The organism is Bordetella sp. 2513F2 (assembly GCF_054642735.1).
Map to the genome: position 1 here is coordinate 2,245,013 of NZ_CM137755.1, position 15,644 is coordinate 2,260,656.

At 70.6% G+C, this 15,644-nt stretch carries 13 protein-coding genes; 9 read left to right on the plus strand and 4 right to left on the minus strand.

Annotation, left to right across the window (positions count from 1 at the left end; genetic code table 11):
- The 5 genes from ACYBYQ_RS10600 to ACYBYQ_RS10620 all read left to right on the plus strand — a co-directional run bounded on the left by ACYBYQ_RS10600 (nucleotide 1) and on the right by ACYBYQ_RS10620 (nucleotide 5,787).
- Nucleotides 1-672, plus strand: coding sequence for an ABC transporter ATP-binding protein (locus ACYBYQ_RS10600; protein ID WP_459614106.1), 672 nt, complete (start codon nucleotides 1-3; stop codon nucleotides 670-672).
- A 40-nt stretch (nucleotides 673-712) separates the two neighbouring features.
- Nucleotides 713-2,152, plus strand: coding sequence for an aldehyde dehydrogenase family protein (locus ACYBYQ_RS10605; protein WP_459614108.1), 1,440 nt, complete (start codon nucleotides 713-715; stop codon nucleotides 2,150-2,152).
- Nucleotide 2,153: 1 nt separating this feature from the next.
- On the plus strand, nucleotides 2,154-2,903 hold the full coding sequence (locus ACYBYQ_RS10610; RefSeq protein ID WP_459614109.1) for an SDR family oxidoreductase: 750 nt from the start codon (nucleotides 2,154-2,156) through the stop codon (nucleotides 2,901-2,903).
- A 61-nt stretch (nucleotides 2,904-2,964) separates the two neighbouring features.
- Nucleotides 2,965-4,089, plus strand: coding sequence for a zinc-dependent alcohol dehydrogenase family protein (locus ACYBYQ_RS10615; protein WP_459614111.1), 1,125 nt, complete (start codon nucleotides 2,965-2,967; stop codon nucleotides 4,087-4,089).
- A 39-nt stretch (nucleotides 4,090-4,128) separates the two neighbouring features.
- The gene (locus ACYBYQ_RS10620) at nucleotides 4,129-5,787 is read left to right on the plus strand and encodes a VRR-NUC domain-containing protein (RefSeq protein WP_459614112.1); all 1,659 of its coding nucleotides are present in this window, start codon (nucleotides 4,129-4,131) and stop codon (nucleotides 5,785-5,787) included.
- Between the two features lie 25 nt (nucleotides 5,788-5,812).
- Here the strand turns inward: ACYBYQ_RS10620 and rph are convergent, their stop codons facing one another.
- Complete coding sequence (rph, locus tag ACYBYQ_RS10625; RefSeq protein WP_459614113.1) at nucleotides 5,813-6,553, minus strand: ribonuclease PH; 741 nt, start codon at nucleotides 6,551-6,553, stop codon at nucleotides 5,813-5,815.
- Between the two features lie 105 nt (nucleotides 6,554-6,658).
- Between rph and ACYBYQ_RS10630 the strand changes: the two genes are divergently transcribed.
- Nucleotides 6,659-7,594: a YicC/YloC family endoribonuclease gene (locus ACYBYQ_RS10630; protein WP_459614115.1), complete on the plus strand. Its 936-nt coding sequence runs from the start codon at nucleotides 6,659-6,661 to the stop codon at nucleotides 7,592-7,594.
- 29 nt (nucleotides 7,595-7,623) lie between these two features.
- Here ACYBYQ_RS10630 and ligD read toward each other — a convergent pair whose 3' ends face one another.
- The 3 genes from ligD to ACYBYQ_RS10645 all read right to left on the minus strand — a co-directional run bounded on the left by ligD (nucleotide 7,624) and on the right by ACYBYQ_RS10645 (nucleotide 11,598).
- Entirely contained in the window at nucleotides 7,624-10,152 is a 2,529-nt protein-coding gene (gene ligD / locus ACYBYQ_RS10635) for a DNA ligase D (RefSeq protein ID WP_459614117.1), read from the minus strand.
- Between the two features lie 2 nt (nucleotides 10,153-10,154).
- Nucleotides 10,155-11,051 carry a non-homologous end joining protein Ku gene (gene ku, locus ACYBYQ_RS10640; protein ID WP_459614119.1) on the minus strand — a complete coding sequence of 299 codons (897 nt, stop codon included), beginning with the start codon at nucleotides 11,049-11,051 and terminating at the stop codon, nucleotides 10,155-10,157.
- Nucleotides 11,052-11,181: 130 nt separating this feature from the next.
- Complete coding sequence (locus tag ACYBYQ_RS10645) at nucleotides 11,182-11,598, minus strand: YbaN family protein (protein WP_459614121.1); 417 nt, start codon at nucleotides 11,596-11,598, stop codon at nucleotides 11,182-11,184.
- 180 nt (nucleotides 11,599-11,778) lie between these two features.
- Between ACYBYQ_RS10645 and ACYBYQ_RS10650 the strand changes: the two genes are divergently transcribed.
- The 3 genes from ACYBYQ_RS10650 to ACYBYQ_RS10660 all read left to right on the plus strand — a co-directional run bounded on the left by ACYBYQ_RS10650 (nucleotide 11,779) and on the right by ACYBYQ_RS10660 (nucleotide 15,641).
- Nucleotides 11,779-12,663: a hypothetical protein gene (locus ACYBYQ_RS10650; RefSeq protein WP_459614122.1), complete on the plus strand. Its 885-nt coding sequence runs from the start codon at nucleotides 11,779-11,781 to the stop codon at nucleotides 12,661-12,663.
- 285 nt (nucleotides 12,664-12,948) lie between these two features.
- Nucleotides 12,949-14,616, plus strand: coding sequence for an ABC transporter substrate-binding protein (locus ACYBYQ_RS10655; protein WP_459614124.1), 1,668 nt, complete (start codon nucleotides 12,949-12,951; stop codon nucleotides 14,614-14,616).
- 71 nt (nucleotides 14,617-14,687) lie between these two features.
- The gene (locus ACYBYQ_RS10660) at nucleotides 14,688-15,641 is read left to right on the plus strand and encodes an ABC transporter permease (RefSeq protein WP_459614126.1); all 954 of its coding nucleotides are present in this window, start codon (nucleotides 14,688-14,690) and stop codon (nucleotides 15,639-15,641) included.
- Nucleotides 15,642-15,644: the final 3 nt, after the last annotated feature.

Sequence of the window (15,644 nt, forward strand, 5' to 3'; positions counted from 1 at the left end):
ATGCTGGAACTGCAGAACGTCTCCGTCAGCATCGCGGGCATCGCCGTGCTGCGCGGCATCGACGCGGCCGTGGCCAGCGGCGACATCGTCGCCCTGGTGGGCCGCAACGGCGCGGGCAAGACCACGCTGCTGCGCAGCGTCATGGGGCTGCTCGCGCTGCGCGAGGGCGCCATCAGCCTCGACGGCCAGGACATCAGCCGCCTGGCGGCGCATCGTCGCCCCGCGCTGGGCATGGGCTATGCCCCGGAAAACCGCGTGCTGTTCCCGAACTTCACCGTGGAAGAGAACCTGCGCTTCCCGTGCGAGGCCCAGGGCATGGCGCCGCGCGCGATCGCCGCGCGGCTGGACGAGGTCATGGACATCGTGCCGGAACTCAGGCCCATGCTGCCCCGCTCCGCTGCCGCCCTCTCGGGCGGCCAGGGCAAGATGGCGGCGCTGGGCCGGGCCCTGATGGTGGGCACCCGCCTGGTCATGCTGGACGAGCCCTTCCAGGGGCTGGCCCCCGTCCTGGCGGCCCAGTACGGCGCCTCGCTGCGCCGGCTGCGCGAAGCCCGTCCTCAGCTCGCCACGCTCATCACCGAATCCAACCAGGAATTGCTGCGCGGCGTGCAGACCGCCACACTGGTGCTCGAGCGCGGCGCGCTCGCGGCGCCCTGCCCCGCGCCTGCCTGAACCCGCAAGCCCGACCCATCCACACAACGAGGAGACTACCGTGCACAAGCTATACATCAATGGCAACTGGGTGGACGCCGCAGAGCCCGGCGAACCGCTGGACGTGATCGATCCCGCCACCGGCCAGCCCTTCGACGCCATCACCGCCGGCGGCGCCCGCGACATCGACCGCGCCGTCGCGGCGGCGCGCGCGGCCCTGGACGGGCCCTGGGGCCGCATGACCGCCGCCGAGCGCGGCCGCATCATGCAGAAGATGGCCCAGGGCATCCTGGACCGTGCCGACGCGCTCACCGCGCTGGAGGCGCGCGACACCGGCAAGCCCATGGCCCAGGCGCGCGCCGACGTGCTGGCGGTGGCGCGCTATTTCGAGTTCTTCGGCGGCGCCGCCGACAAGGTCCACGGCCAGGTGATCCCCTACCTGAACGGCTACAACGTCTGCGTGGTGCGCGAGCCCTACGGCGTCACGGGCCACATCCTGCCCTGGAACTATCCTGCCCAGATGTTCGGCCGCACGCTCGCGCCGGCGCTGGCCATGGGCAACGCCACCGTGCTCAAGCCCTCCGAGGACGCCTGCATGTCCTCGCTGGTGCTGGCGGAGATCGCCGCCGAGGCCGGCGTTCCGCCGGGCGTGATCAACATCGTCACGGGCCTGGGCGAGACCGCCGGCGCAGCCCTGGCGGCCCACCCGGGCATCGATTACCTGTCGTTCACCGGCTCGCCCGAAGTCGGCACGCTGGTCCAGCAGGCCGCCGCGCGCAACCATGTGAAGTGCGTGCTTGAGCTGGGCGGCAAGTCGCCCCATCTGGTGTTCGAGGACGCCGACCTGGACCTGGCCCTGCCGGTCATCGGCAAGGCCATCACGCAGAACGCCGGCCAGACCTGCTCGGCCGGCTCGCGCCTGCTGGTGCAGCGCAGCATCTACGACAGCTTCGTGGAACGGGTGGCCGAGCGCTTTGCCCGGCTGTCGGCCGGCACGCCGGAGATGGACCTGGACTGCGGCCCGCTCATCAACGCCGCGCAGCAGCGGCGCGTGCGCGGCTTCCTGGACCGGGCCCGCGACAGCGGCGTGCCGATGCTGGCCCAGGGCCGCATCGCCGACGGCGCGCCCTCGGGCGGGTACTTCGTGGCGCCGACCCTGTTCGGGCCGGTGGACCGCAGGCACGAACTCGCCTGCGACGAAGTGTTCGGGCCCGTGCTCTCCGCCATCCCCTTCGACGACGAGGCCGATGCCGTGCAGCTCGCCAATGCCACCGAATACGGCCTGGTTGCCGCCGTCTGGACCCGCGACGGCAGCCGCCAGGCGCGCGTGGCCAAGCGCATGCGCTGCGGCCAGGTCTTCATCAACTGCTACGGCGCCGGCGGCGGCGTGGAGCTGCCGTTCGGCGGCGTGAAGAAGAGCGGCCACGGCCGCGAGAAGGGTTTCCTCGCGCTCGAGGAAGTCAGCGTGCTCAAGACTGTCGTCCAATTTCATGGAGAATGAGATGAAGCTCAAAGACAAGGTCGCCATCATCACCGGCGCGGCCAGCGGCTTCGGCGCCGAGATCGCCCGCAGCTATGCCAGGGAGGGGGCCCAGGTGGTGGTCGCCGACATCAACGAGCAGGGCGCCAACCGGGTCGCCGCCGAAATCGGCTCGGTGGCGCTGGCCGTGCGCTGCGACGTGACGCAGCGCGCCGACATCGACGCCGCCGTCGCCGCCACGCTGGAGAATTTCGGCAGCGTGGACATCGTGGTCAACAACGCCGGCTACACCCATCGCAACCAGCCGCTGCTGGACGTGGACGAGGCCACCTTCGACCGCTGCTTCGCCGTCAACGTGAAGGCCATCTACCACATGGTGCAGGCCGTGGTGCCCCTGATGCGCGAGCAAGGCGGCGGCTGCATGATCAACGTGGGATCCACTGCCGGCATACGGCCCCGCCCCGGCCTCACCTGGTACAACGGCTCCAAGGGCGCCGCCAACCTGCTGTCCAAGTCGCTGGCCGTGGAGCTCGCGCCCGACCGCATCCGCGTCAATGCCATCTGCCCCGTCATGGGCGATACCGGCATGCTGCAGGACTTCATGGGCGTGCCCGACACGCCCGAGAACCGCGCGCGCTTCATCGCCACCATCCCGCTGGGCCGGCTCAGCGTGCCCCGCGACATCGCGCGCGTGGCGGTATTCCTTGCGTCGGAGGATGCCGAGTTCCTGACCGGCGTGGAGCTGCCCGTGGACGGCGGGCGCACGATCTGACGCGGCAATCCGGCCTGGCGCCGGCGCCAGGCCGTGCCACCGAACCCCAGGAGACACCACCGTGAAGACACGCGCCGCCATCCTGCAGCAAGCGCCGGTCGAGCCGCCCTACGCGGATACCCGGCCGCTGGCCATCGAGACCGTGGACCTCGCCGATCCGGGCCCCGGCGAAGTGCTGGTGCGCATACGCGCCGCCGGCCTGTGCCATTCCGACCTGTCGGTCATCGACGGCGCGCGGCCGCGGCCCACGCCCATGGTGCTGGGCCACGAGGCGGCCGGCGTGGTCGAAGCGCTCGGGCCGGGCGTGCACGACCTCGCGCCCGGCGACCGCGTGGTGCTGGTGTTCGTGCCTTCCTGCGGCCATTGCCTGCCCTGCGCCACCGGCCGGCCCGCGCTGTGCGAGCCGGGCAACGCCGCCAACGGCGAAGGCATGCTGCTGTCGCGGGCGCGCCGGCTGTCCTGGCGCGGCAAGCCCGTGCATCATCACGTGGGCGTGTCGGCGTTTTCGCAATACGCCGTGGTGTCGCGCAATTCCCTCGTCAGGCTCGAGGCCGACCTGCCGCCGCAGGTCGCCGCCCTGTTCGGCTGCGCCGTGCTCACGGGCGTGGGCGCCGCCGTCAACACGGCGGGCGTGCGGCCCGGGCAGAGCGTGGCCGTGGTGGGCCTGGGCGGCGTGGGGTTGAGCGCGCTGCTCGGCGCGCTCGCCTGCGGCGCGCATCCCGTGGTGGCCGTGGACCTCAGCGAGGACAAGCTGCGCTTCGCCCGCCAACTGGGCGCCACGCATACGGTGAATGCTGGCGCCGCCGACGTCGCCGAGCAGGTGCGTGCGCTCACCGGCGGCGGCGTCGACCATGCGCTGGAGATGGCCGGCGCGGTCAAGGCGCTGGAGCTGGCCTGGCACATCACGCGCCGTGGCGGCACTACCACCACCGCGGGCCTGGCCCATCCCCGGCACACGCTGGCCCTCTCGCCGGTGCAGCTGGTGGGCGAGGAGCGCACGCTCAAGGGCAGCTACATCGGCAGCTGCATCCCCGTGCGCGACGTGCCGCGCTACGTGGCCCTGTACCAGGCCGGCCGACTGCCCGTCGACAGGCTGCTGACCTCCACGGGCACCCTGGACGACATCAATGCCGGCTTCGACGCGCTGGCGCAGGGCCGCACCATCCGGCACGTGGTGCTGATGTAGGCGTCAGGCGCAGCGCGTGGCACGCGCTATCATCACTGGATGGCCATACAGTCGTTCGCCGCGTCCGCGCTGCCGCCTCACCGCTACTACTACCTGCACAATTTCCAGCGCGCGCTGGACTGGATCGCCGCACATCACGCCGACCTGCTGGACGCGTCCGAGGCTGATTTCCTCAGCCGCTTCGCCGGCCTGCCGCTGGCTTCCCGCGCCCTGCTGGTGCGGCTGGCGATGCGCAAGGGCCCGTATTTCCGCGCGGCGAGGCTGCGCTACGACGAGATACCCGACCTGCACCAGGCGGCCGCCCCGCTGGCGCAGGCAGGCTGGCTGGACGCCGCACCCAGGCTGGAGCTCGCCGCGCTGTTCGCCCTGCACACGCGCGCCGAGCTGGCTGCCCTGTTTCCCGGAAGCGCGCGGCCCGGGCTGCGCAAGGCCGAATGGCTGCAGGCCCTGCTGCCGCACCATGCCGAGGCCCGCCCGTACGCCGCGTGGCGGCCCGGCTGCGGCGAAGCCGTCTGGCAATTGCGCATCGGCGCGCTCTGCGATCGCCTGCGCCTCATGTTCTTCGGCAATCTGCGCCAGGACTGGTCGGAGTTCGTGCTGGCGGACCTGGGGATCTTCCGCTACGAGCCCGTGGCATTCGACGCGACCTCGCGCGCCTTCCGCTGCCGCGCCGACGTGGACGCCTACCTGCAATTGCACGCCTGCAGGGAGGCGCTGGAGGCGGACGCAGCGCCGCTGGGCGAACTGCTGGCCCAGGCGCAGGCCTGCGCCGGCGAGCATCCCTGGCTGCAGCAGCGGCGCGACAAGCTGCTGTTGCGCATCGGCCAGGCTGCCGAGCGCCGGCGCGACTGGGACACCGCGCTGCAGGCCCATGCACTCAGCCGCCACCCGGAAGCCCGCCACCGGCGCCTGCGCGTGCTTGAGCGCCAGGGCCGCCACGCCGAGGCGCTGGAACAGGCCGAGACGGCGTGCGCAGCCCCCGGAAGCGAAGCAGAAGCCCAGCGGCTCGCACGCATGCTGCCGCGCCTGCGGCGCGCGGCCGGACGTCCGGCAGTACCTGCGCCCGCTTGCCCGGCGCCGCCCGTGACGCAGTTGGCGCTGCCCGTCCCTGCCTCCGCCACGCGCGTGGAGATCGCCGTGCGGAATTACCTGGCCACGCCGCAGGCGCCGGTGCATTACGTCGAGAACGCGCTGATCAACGCGCTCTTCGGCCTGCTGTGCTGGGAGGCCATCTACGCGCCGCTGCCCGGCGCGTTCTTCCATCCGTTCCAGCGCGGTCCGGCGGACCTCCATGCGCCGGACTTCGCCGCGCGCCGCGCGCCGCTGCTGCAGGCCTGCCTGGCCAGGCTCGAGGGCCCGGCGTATCGCGACACCATCCTGCGCCGCTTCCACGACAAGGCTGGAACCCAGTCGCCCTTCGTGGCCTGGGAAGCGCTCACGCCCGCACTGCTGGAAACGGCGCTGGAATGCATGCCGGCAGCCCATCTGCGCCGCCTGTTCGAACGGCTGCTGGCCGACCTGCGCGCCAATTGCAGCGGCCTGCCCGACCTCGTCCGCTTCTGGCCGGCGGAACAGCGCTACGAACTCATCGAGGTGAAGGGGCCGGGCGACCGCCTGCAGGACAACCAGCGACGCTGGCTGGCCTACTGCATGGCGCACGGCATTCCCGTGCAGGTGTGCCACGTGCGCTGGACCTGAACGGCCCGGCGCGCCGCGCTGCGCCTCACGCCGCCAGGGCGGCGCGCTGCGCCTGCACCAGGCGCGCGATGCCGCCCTCCGCCAGCCCCAGCATCGCGTCGAGTTCGGCGCGCGTGAAGGTGGCTTCCTCGCCGGTGCCCTGCACTTCCACGAAGGCGCCGCCGCCGGTCATCACCACGTTGACGTCGGCCTGGCAGGCGGCATCCTCTTCGTAGTCCAGGTCCAGCACGGGACGCCCCTGGACCAGCCCGACGGACACCGCCGCCACCGCGTCGCGGATCGGGTTGGCGGCCAGGTCGCCGCGCTCCATCAGCAGCGCAACCGCGTCGGAAGCGGCCACCCAGGCGCCGGTGATGCTGGCGCAGCGCGTCCCGCCGTCGGCCTGCAGCACGTCGCAATCGAGGTGCAGGGTGCGCTCGCCCAGCAGCTTCAGGTCGAACACGGCGCGCAGGCTGCGGCCGATCAGGCGCTGGATCTCCTGCGTGCGGCCGCTCTGCTTGCCGCGCGCGGCCTCGCGGTCGCCGCGGGTGTGCGTGGCGCGCGGCAGCATGCCGTACTCCGCCGTGACCCAGCCCTCGCCGCGGCCCTTCAGGAAAGGAGGCACCTTGTCGAGCACGCTGGCCGTGCACAGCACGTGGGTGTTGCCTGCCTTCACCAGCACCGAGCCCTCTGCATACCGGGTGTAGCCGCGTTCCAGCGCAAAGGGACGCAGTTCGTCGGGACGGCGGCCGGACGGGCGGGCAATGGCGGCGGGCGATGAAGTCACGGAGACACTCCTGGTTCGATGGGGATGGGGCGATTGTACGGGCCGGCTTGGGTTATCCTGCCTGCATGTGCGGGCCATGCCCGCCTTCGCCACACAGGACACCCCATGATCCGTAGCATGACCGCCTTCGGCAACGCGCGCGCCGACCTCGAACAGGGCTCGCTCGCCCTCGAGCTGCGCAGCGTCAACAGCCGCTATCTCGACCTGTATTTCCGCCTGCCCGACGAACTGCGCCACGTGGAGACCCCGCTGCGCGAACTGCTCAGCGCCAACATCGCGCGCGGCAAGGTGGAAGTGCGGGCCTCGTTCACGCGGGCCGCCAGCGCCGAGCTCGGCGCGCTGGACCCGGACTGGCTGCGCAGCCTGGCCGCGCAGCTCGAGTCGGCGCGCCGCATCATCCCGGACGTGGCGCCGCCGCGCCTGGCCGAACTCTACAACTGGCCGGGCCAGCGCAACGCCGACGCGCTGGACCCCCAGGCCTGGGGCGCCGCCTGCATGCAGGCGGCCCGGCAGGCCCTGGCGCAGATGCACGAGGCGCGGGCCCGCGAAGGCGAGCGCCTGGCCGCCATGATGCGCGAATGCGCCGACGGCGTGGCGCGCATCGTCGACGGCGTGGAAGCCCACCTGCCGCAGCTGCTGGCGGACCACCGCGAGAAGCTCGCCAGCAAGCTGCGCGAGACCGTCGAGAACGCCTTCCCGGGCGGCTTCGCCCACATCAGCGGTCCCGAACTCTCCGAACGCCTGGCGCAGGAAGCCACGCTCTTCGCCCTGCGCATCGACGTGGCCGAGGAACTGTCGCGCCTGCGCTCGCACCTCGAGGAACTGCGTCACCTGCTGGGCGACGACGCCGCGCCCGGCAAGGGCGGCAGCGGCAAGCGCGGCGGCAGCGCGGGCAAGCGGCTGGACTTCCTCTTCCAGGAAATGAACCGCGAGGCCAACACCCTGGGCTCCAAGGCGGGCAGCCTGGAAGTCACCCGCGCGGCCATGGATCTCAAGCTGCTGATCGAACAGATGCGCGAACAGGCGCAGAACATCGAGTGATCCATCGCGGGGCTGCCTGAGGCCCCGCCCTACTCCCCCGGCCTGTAGCCCAGGCGCTTCATCGCGGCGCCCAGCGCCTGCGGCCGGTAGTCGTCCCAGGGGGCGTTGCCCTCGTCCAGCCGGGTATGGATGTTGGCGAGCGTCCATTGCGCCGCGCTCTCGAGCTTGGGCACTTCGTCCCAGCGCACCGGCACCGATACCCCCAGCCCGGGACGCGCGCGCAGCGACCAGGCAGCCACCGTGGTGGCGCCGAAACCATTGCGCAGATAATCCACGAAGATGCGCCCCACGCGATTGCGCGGGCCGCTCTTGGCCACGAACACCTTCGGCAGGGTCCGGGCCAGGTGCTGGGTGATGGCCTGCGAGTAGCCCTTGACGGCGTCCCAGTCGTAGTGCCGGCGCAGGGGCACGACCACGTGCATGCCCTTGCCACCGCTGGTCTTGGCGAAACTGGCCAGGCCCAGCTCCTCGAGCAGCGCCCGCACCAGCAGGGTGGCCTGCTGCACCGCCTTCCAGCCCACGCCCTTGCCCGGGTCCAGGTCGAACGTCATGCGGTCGGGCCGGTCGATCGCGGTCTTGGTGGCGTTCCAGGTGTGGAATTCCAGCACGTTGGCCTGGGCCGCGGCCAGCACCGCGGCCGGCGTGGGCACTTCGATGAGCGGAGGATGGCCCGGGTCCAGCTTGCGGTCGAGCTTGCGGACGCCCGGCATGGCGCCCTCCAGGTGCTTCTGGAAGAACAGCTGGCCGTCGATACCGGCCGGTGCGCGCACCAGGGAGGTGGGCCGGCCCTGCAGGTGCGCCAGCAGCAGCGGCGCCACCAGGGCGTAGTAGCGCACGACGTCGAGCTTGGTGGTGCCGGTGGACCTGTCGACCACGCGCTCGGGATGGGTCACGCGCAGCGAGCCGGCCGCCTTGTCTGCCGCAGCCCCGGACTTGCGCGGAGCCGGCCGGGCAGCCTCGCCGGCCGCGGCATCGACCTCGCCCGCACGGATGGCCTGCTCGCGGGTGATGCGCCGGGCCGGCTTGTCGCGCCGCACGCCCCGGAAGACGGCATGGCGGATATGCCCGGACCGGGTCCACTCGCCGAACGACACCTCGACCACCAGCCTGGGCTCCACCCACTGGATGCGCTCGCGCGGCACCGCGCCAGCCAGGTCGGCGCGGGGGGCATGCAGCTTGCCCAGCCGCTGCGCCAGGTCCGCCAGCATGGACTCGTCGAAGCCCGACCCCACCTTGCCTGCGTAGCGCAGCGCGCCCTGCTCGTCGTGCACGGCAAGCAGCAAGGCCCCCAGCCCCTGGCGCCGGCCCTTGGGCGCGGTATAGCCCACCACCACGAACTCCTGGCGCTGGCTGCACTTGAGCTTGATCCAGCTTTCCGAGCGGCGCGACACATAGGGCGCATCGCGCCGCTTGCCGATCACGCCCTCCAGGCCCATGCGGCAGGCCGAGGCCACCAGATCGCGCGGCGCCACGTCGAAGGCCTCGCTCAGGCGCAGCGGCGCGGGCGGGGTTTCGCCCAGCGCCTGCTCGAGCAGCGCGCGCCGCACCGTGAGGGGCTCGGCGCGCAGGTCGCGACCGGCCAGGAAGGGGGCGTCGAACAGGTAGTACAGGATGCTGCCGGTACGGCTGGCTTCGAAGGCATTCTGCAGCGCCTGGAAGCTCGGCACGCCATGATCCGACAGCACCACGATTTCGCCGTCCAGCCAGCCCGACGGCAGGCCCAGTTCGCGCACCGCGCGCGCCAGGTGAGGCAGCCGGTCGGTCCAGTCGTTGCCGTTGCGCGTGTAGAGCTTCACCGAACGCCGCTGCACCCGGGCCAGCAGCCGGTAGCCGTCGAGCTTCATCTCGAACAGCCAGCCAGCCGGATCGGCCGGTATGCCCTCCACCAGCGTGGCCAGCTGCGGCTTGAGCGTGGCCGGGAGGCGGGCGGCCACGCCAGGCACGCGCGGCGCCTCGGCAGCCGGCGCGGCTTCTCCGTCGCGGCGGCGCGATCCGCGGCGCGCGCGCTTCTTGCGCAAAGGCACCACGCTGTCCGGCATTTCGTCGACCACGCTGAATTCCTCCGCGGGCCGGGCATGCTCGTCGCGCTCCTTGATGAGCAGCCACGGCGGCTGCTTCTCGCTCTCGCGGCCCTTCATGCGTACCAGCGTCCAGTGGCCCTGCAGCTTGGCGCCATGCAGGGCGAACTTCAGCTTGCCCTGCCGGTAGCCGCGCCGCGCATCGCCCTCGGGCTCCCACGTGCCCTCGTCCCAGATGATGACCTTGCCGGCCCCGTACTGGCCCGGCGGTATGGTGCCCTCGAAATCGTTGTACGAAACGGGATGGTCTTCCACCTGGACCGCCATGCGCTTGTCGTGCGGATCGAAGCTGGGGCCCTTGGGCACGGCCCAGCTCTTCATCACGCCGTCGAGTTCCAGGCGCAGGTCGTAGTGCAGCCGGCTGGCCCAGTGCTTCTGGATCACGAAGGCGCGGCCCTGCGCCGACTTGCCGCCGCCCTTGGGCTCCGGGGTGGCGGCGAAATCACGCCGGCTGCGGTAGCGCTGCAGTGCGTCCGCCATGCTCAGGCCGCCTTGCGCGTGCCGGCCCGCTTGCCCGAAGTGCTGCGCTTGCGGGCCGCCGTCTTGCGGGCGCGCGGCGCCCGGGCCGGCTTGTCGGACTTGCCCTTGAGACTGCGCGCGAGCAGTTCGGTCAGGTCGATGATGTTGTCGCCGCCCACGCTGGGCGCTTCCTCTGCGGGTTCGATCACCGCCTTGGTCTTGCCGGCGCGGGCCTTCTTCTCCACGAGCTTCATGATCTCTTCGCGGAATTCGTCCTTGAATGCCTCAGGTTCCCAGGGCCCGGTCATTTCAGCCACCAGCTGCTCGGCCATCTTCTTCTCGGCCTCGCTGAAGCGCGGCCCCTTGGCGCCCGCGGCAGGCAGGTCCAGCCCCTCGAAGGACTTGACCTCGTCGCCCCAGCGCAGCAGGTTCAGCACCAGCGCCGGCCCGGAGGGCACCACCGCCGCCAGGTGCTGCTTGGTCTGGATCACCACCTTGGCCAGCGCGATCTTGCCGGTGCGCGCCAGGGTGTCGCGCAGCAGCGCATACACTTTGTGACCATTGTTGATGGGCTCCAGGTAGTAGGGGCGCTCCAGGTAGACGAACGGAATCTCGGCCGCCTCCACGAACCGCTGGATCTCGATGGTCTGGGTGGTGCGCGGGTAGGCGGCCTCGATCTCCTCGGGCGAGACGATCACGTACTGCCCGTCTTCGTATTCCACGCCCTTGACGATGTTGTCGCCGGAGATCTCGCGCCCGGTGCGCTTGTTGATGCGCTTGTAGCCCACGCGATCCATGGTGCGCCTGTCCAGCCAGTCGAAGTCCACGCCCTGGTCGCGGCTGGCCGTATGCAGGCCCACAGGGATCAGGACCAGCCCGAACGTGATCGCGCCCTTCCACAAGACTCGGCCCGTTGCCATATGCCTACCCCCTGCGTCAGCTTGCCCTGGGGCGGGCGCATGTGCCCGCCAGAAGCAACCAGCTTACGGCAATCGGCCTGCGAGAGGCCTACGGCTTATGGCGAAAACGCGCTGTGTGTAACGAGGGCAGTCAGGCCTGGCCGCGCGGCGTCGGCCGGCGCACCAGCCACAATGCGCATGCGGCCATGGCAAGCGTCACCAGGACGCCCAGCCATGGCGCCGGCCGGCCATACCAGAACACCGCCAGGCCCAGCATCATGCCGGCCACGGCCCAGCACTTGGCCCGCGTGGAAACTGCCCGCTCGTAGCGCCAGGCGCGCAGCGCCGGCCCGTAGCGCGGATGTTGCAGCAGACAGGTCTCCCAGCGCGGCGAGGCGCGCCCGAAGCAGGCCGCCGCCGCGATGAGGAAAATGGTGGTCGGCATCACGGGCAGCACCACGCCGATCAGGCCCAGCACCAGCATGAGCATCCCTGCGGCGAAGTACAGGCGGCGCTTCCAGGGGCTGGGCGCCGCGGCCCGGTGCGGAGCCGGCGGCGGGCCGCTCATGGTGCAGCCCCGCCTGCGTGCCGATATCGCCCCACGTTGCGCACTGCCTGGCCCTCTCCTGCCCTGGCGCCGCCGGGTGGCGCGCCGATACGGGCGCAGTGTAGTGCGGCCCGCCAGGCGCGTCGAGCGCGCCGCGGCGCACTGCTAGAATCCCCACACCCCTGCCCCATCGCCCGCCAGATGACCTTGCTGGACCTGCTGATGCACGCCTACTACCGGGTGGGCGACCCCTTGCTGGTGCGCCTGCGCAAGCATCGCCGCCTGCGCGGCGCACAGGTGGGCCTGCCGCTGCCTACCCTTGCGCTGCGCCTGCAGCCCGGGCTGGCCCAGGGCCCCGGGTCGGCGCAGGCGCTGCGACGCATGCTCCGCGTGGCGGGGCGCTACGACATGCAGCGCCAGGGCGAATCCGGCGCGGCCGCCGGCCGCCGCGCCACCCCGATGATGCTAGACCTGGCCGCCTGCGGCGACGTCGCCGGCTTCCATGCGCGCCTGCGGGCGCAGTCCTCGCGCACCCTGTCGAAGATCCGCCGGGCCGAGCGGCTGGGCTATCGCGTGCAACCATTTGCATTGGCCAACCACGTGCATGACGTGCACGCCGTCAAGACCTCCATGCGCGTGCGCAGCGGCGGGCCGGTGCTGGCGCACTGGCTGCTGCGGCCGGCGCACGTGGGCCATCAGGCCGACACGCCCCAGCCCGTTCCGACGCCGGGCTGCCCCACCCACTGGACATGCTGGTGGGGCGTATTCCAGCCGGCGCCGGGCCACCACAACGGCACGCTGCGCACCGACACGCGCCTGGTCGCCTACGTGAAGCTCACGCGCTGCGGCGACATCGTGCACTACCTCGATCTCATGGGCCACCGCGAACACCTGGGCGACGCGGTCATGCTGCTCATGCACGCGCACATCGTCGCCTGGCTGCTGCGCGGCGATTCTCCGCAAGCCCATGGCGTGCGCGCGGTATGGTACGGCGCGCTCGAGCACGGCGGGCATGGCCTGCTGACCTGGAAGCGCCGCGCAGGCTTCGCGCCGGTGCGCGTCAGGCTCGATATTCCCGCCGATTGACCACCGGAATCGCGCGCGGGCGTATGCCTGCACCATAGCGGCGCTGCCATGCACCAGCCTAGAGCATGCCGCATGCGATGCACCCGCAACCTGCGCGGTGCATGCATGCCGGCCGGGGCCCCGGCCCGGGGCAATCGCTGGCACGCATATTGCTTCCCTTGAAGCTTGTGTACGAAGCCTGTGTACCAAACCTCGGCAGGCCGAAGCCCGCCGCGGCGCATCCGTTGTCCCCAATCCGTTGTCCCCACTTACTGGCCTACGCCGAACGACACTGGAGAAATCACAATGCACAAAGGGAGCATACGCATCAAATCGCTGGCCGCCGCCCTGGCCATCGCGGGCCTGACGGCGCTGGCGCTGCCCGGCGCCGCCCATGCCGAATCGGTGCTGCGCATCGGCATGACCGCCGGCGACATCCCCCGCACGCTCGGGCAGCCCGACCAAGGCTTCGAGGGCAATCGCTTCACCGGCATCCCCATGTACGACGGCCTCACGCAATGGGATCTCTCCAAGGCCGATGCGCCCAGCGAGCTCATCCCCGGGCTGGCCGAATCCTGGGAGGTCGATGCCAAGGACAACACCAAGTGGGTGTTCAAGTTGCGCAAGGGCGTGAAGTTCCACGACGGCTCCGACTTCAACGCCGATGCCGTCGTCTGGAACGTGGACAAGGTGCTCAACAAGGAGGCCGAGCAGTTCGATCCCAGCCAGGTCGGCGTCACCGCCTCGCGCATGCCCACCCTGCGCTCGGCCCGCAAGATCGACGACTACACCGTCGAACTCACCACGTCCGAGCCCGACTCCTTCCTGCCGATCAACCTCACCAACCTCTACATGGCCTCGCCGGCCCACTGGAAGAAGAAGCTCGAGGCCGTCCCGGCGTCGGTCACCGACAAGGCCGAGCGCTCGCAGCAGGCCTGGGCCGCCTTCGCCGCCGACGCATCGGGCACGGGCCCGTTCAAGATGAGCAAGTTCGTGCCGCGCGAGCGGCTCGAGGTCGTGAAGAACGAGCAATACTGGGATCCCAAGCGCAAGCCCAAGATCGACCGCGTCGTGATGCTGCCGCTGCCCGAAGCGAATTCGCGCACGGCGGCGCTGATGTCCGGCCAGGTCGACTGGATCGAGGCGCCCGCGCCCGACGCCTTCGACACCATCAAGAGCCGCGGCTTCGTCATCTACCACAACGTGCAGCCGCACGTGTGGCCCTGGCAGCTTTCGTTCGTCGAAGGCTCGCCCTGGCTCGACAAGCGCGTGCGCCACGCGGCGAACCTGTGCGTGAACCGCGCCGAGCTCAAGGAGCTGCTGGGCGGCATGATGGCCGAACCCAAGGGCACGGTGCCGCCTGGCCACCCCTGGTGGGGCAACCCCACCTTCGACATCAAGTACGACCCCGATGCGGCGCGCAAGCTCATGACCGAGGCCGGCTATTCCAAGAGCAAGCCCATCAAGGTCAAGGTGCAGACTTCCGCATCAGGCTCGGGCCAGATGCAGCCGCTGCCCATGAACGAATACGTGCAGCAGAACCTGAAGGACTGCTATTTCGACGTCGAGTTCGACGTGGTGGAGTGGAACACGCTCTTCACCAACTGGCGCAAGGGCGCCAAGGATCCGTCGGCCAACGGCGCCAACGCCACGAACGTCAGCTTCGCGGCCATGGACCCCTTCTTCGCGATGGTGCGCTTCTCCAGCACCAAGGCCTTCCCGCCCGTGTCGAACAACTGGGGTTACTACGGCAACGCCGAGATCGACAAGCTCATCGCCGACGCCCGCACCACGTTCACGCCCAAGGAACGCGACGCCGCGCTCGCCAAGCTGCACGCCCGCATCGTCGACGATGCGCCCTTCGTCTGGATCGCCCACGACGTCGGCCCGCGCGCCATCTCGCCGAAGGTCAAGGGCGTGGTGCAGCCGCAGAGCTGGTTCATCGACATCGCCACCATGTCGATCGAGCCCTAGGCGCACCAGCCGTTCCCCGCAGGCCGCCATGGCGCGGCCTGCTCTCACCGCCTTCATTGCACATACCGCCTATGCTGTCATATATCGTCCGGCGCGTGGTGTATGCCATCCCCATCATGGTTGGTGTCTCGCTGCTGTGCTTCCTGCTGGTCTACCTGGCGCCCGGGGATCCGCTGGTGTCCATACTGCCGCCCGACGCTTCGGCCGACCTCCAGAAACAGCTCATGCAGCTCTACGGCTTCGACCGGCCGCTGTACGAGCAATTCTTCTCGTGGCTGTGGCGCGCCCTGCATGGCGACCTGGGCACGTCCATCGCCACCGGCCGCCCCGTGTCGGCGGAGGTCTTCAATGCCGTGGGCAATACGCTGATGCTGGCCTGTGTGGCCACCGCCATCGGCTTCTTCTTCGGCTGCCTGTTCGGCTTCGTGGCGGGCTACTACCGCAACTCGCTGGTCGACCGCGCGGCCTCGCTGCTGTCCGTGGTGGGGGTCAGCGTGCCGCACTACTGGCTGGGCATGGTGCTGGTCATCATCTTCTCTGCCCAGCTGATGTGGCTGCCGCCCACCGGCGCCGGCCCCGGCGGCTCCGCCAGCTGGGCGCCGGACTGGGCGCACGTGCGTCATATGATCCTGCCGGCGGTCACCATGTCGGTCATCCCCATGGGCATCATCGCGCGCACCGTGCGCGCGCTGGTGGCCGAGACGCTGTCGCAGGAGTTCGTGGTGGGGCTGCGCGCCCGCGGCCTCACCGATACCGGCGTATTCCTGCACGTGGTGAAGAACTGCGCGCCCACTGCCCTGGCCGTCATGGGCCTGCAGCTGGGCTACCTGCTGGGCGGCTCCATCCTCATCGAGACGGTGTTCTCCTGGCCGGGCACCGGCTTCCTCCTCAACAGCGCCATCTTCCAGCGCGACCTGCCGCTGCTGCAGGGAACCATCCTGGTGCTTGCGCTGTTCTTCGTCGTGCTGAACCTGCTGGTGGACATCCTGCAAGGGCTGTTCGACCCGCGCATCGAACGGAGCTGAAGC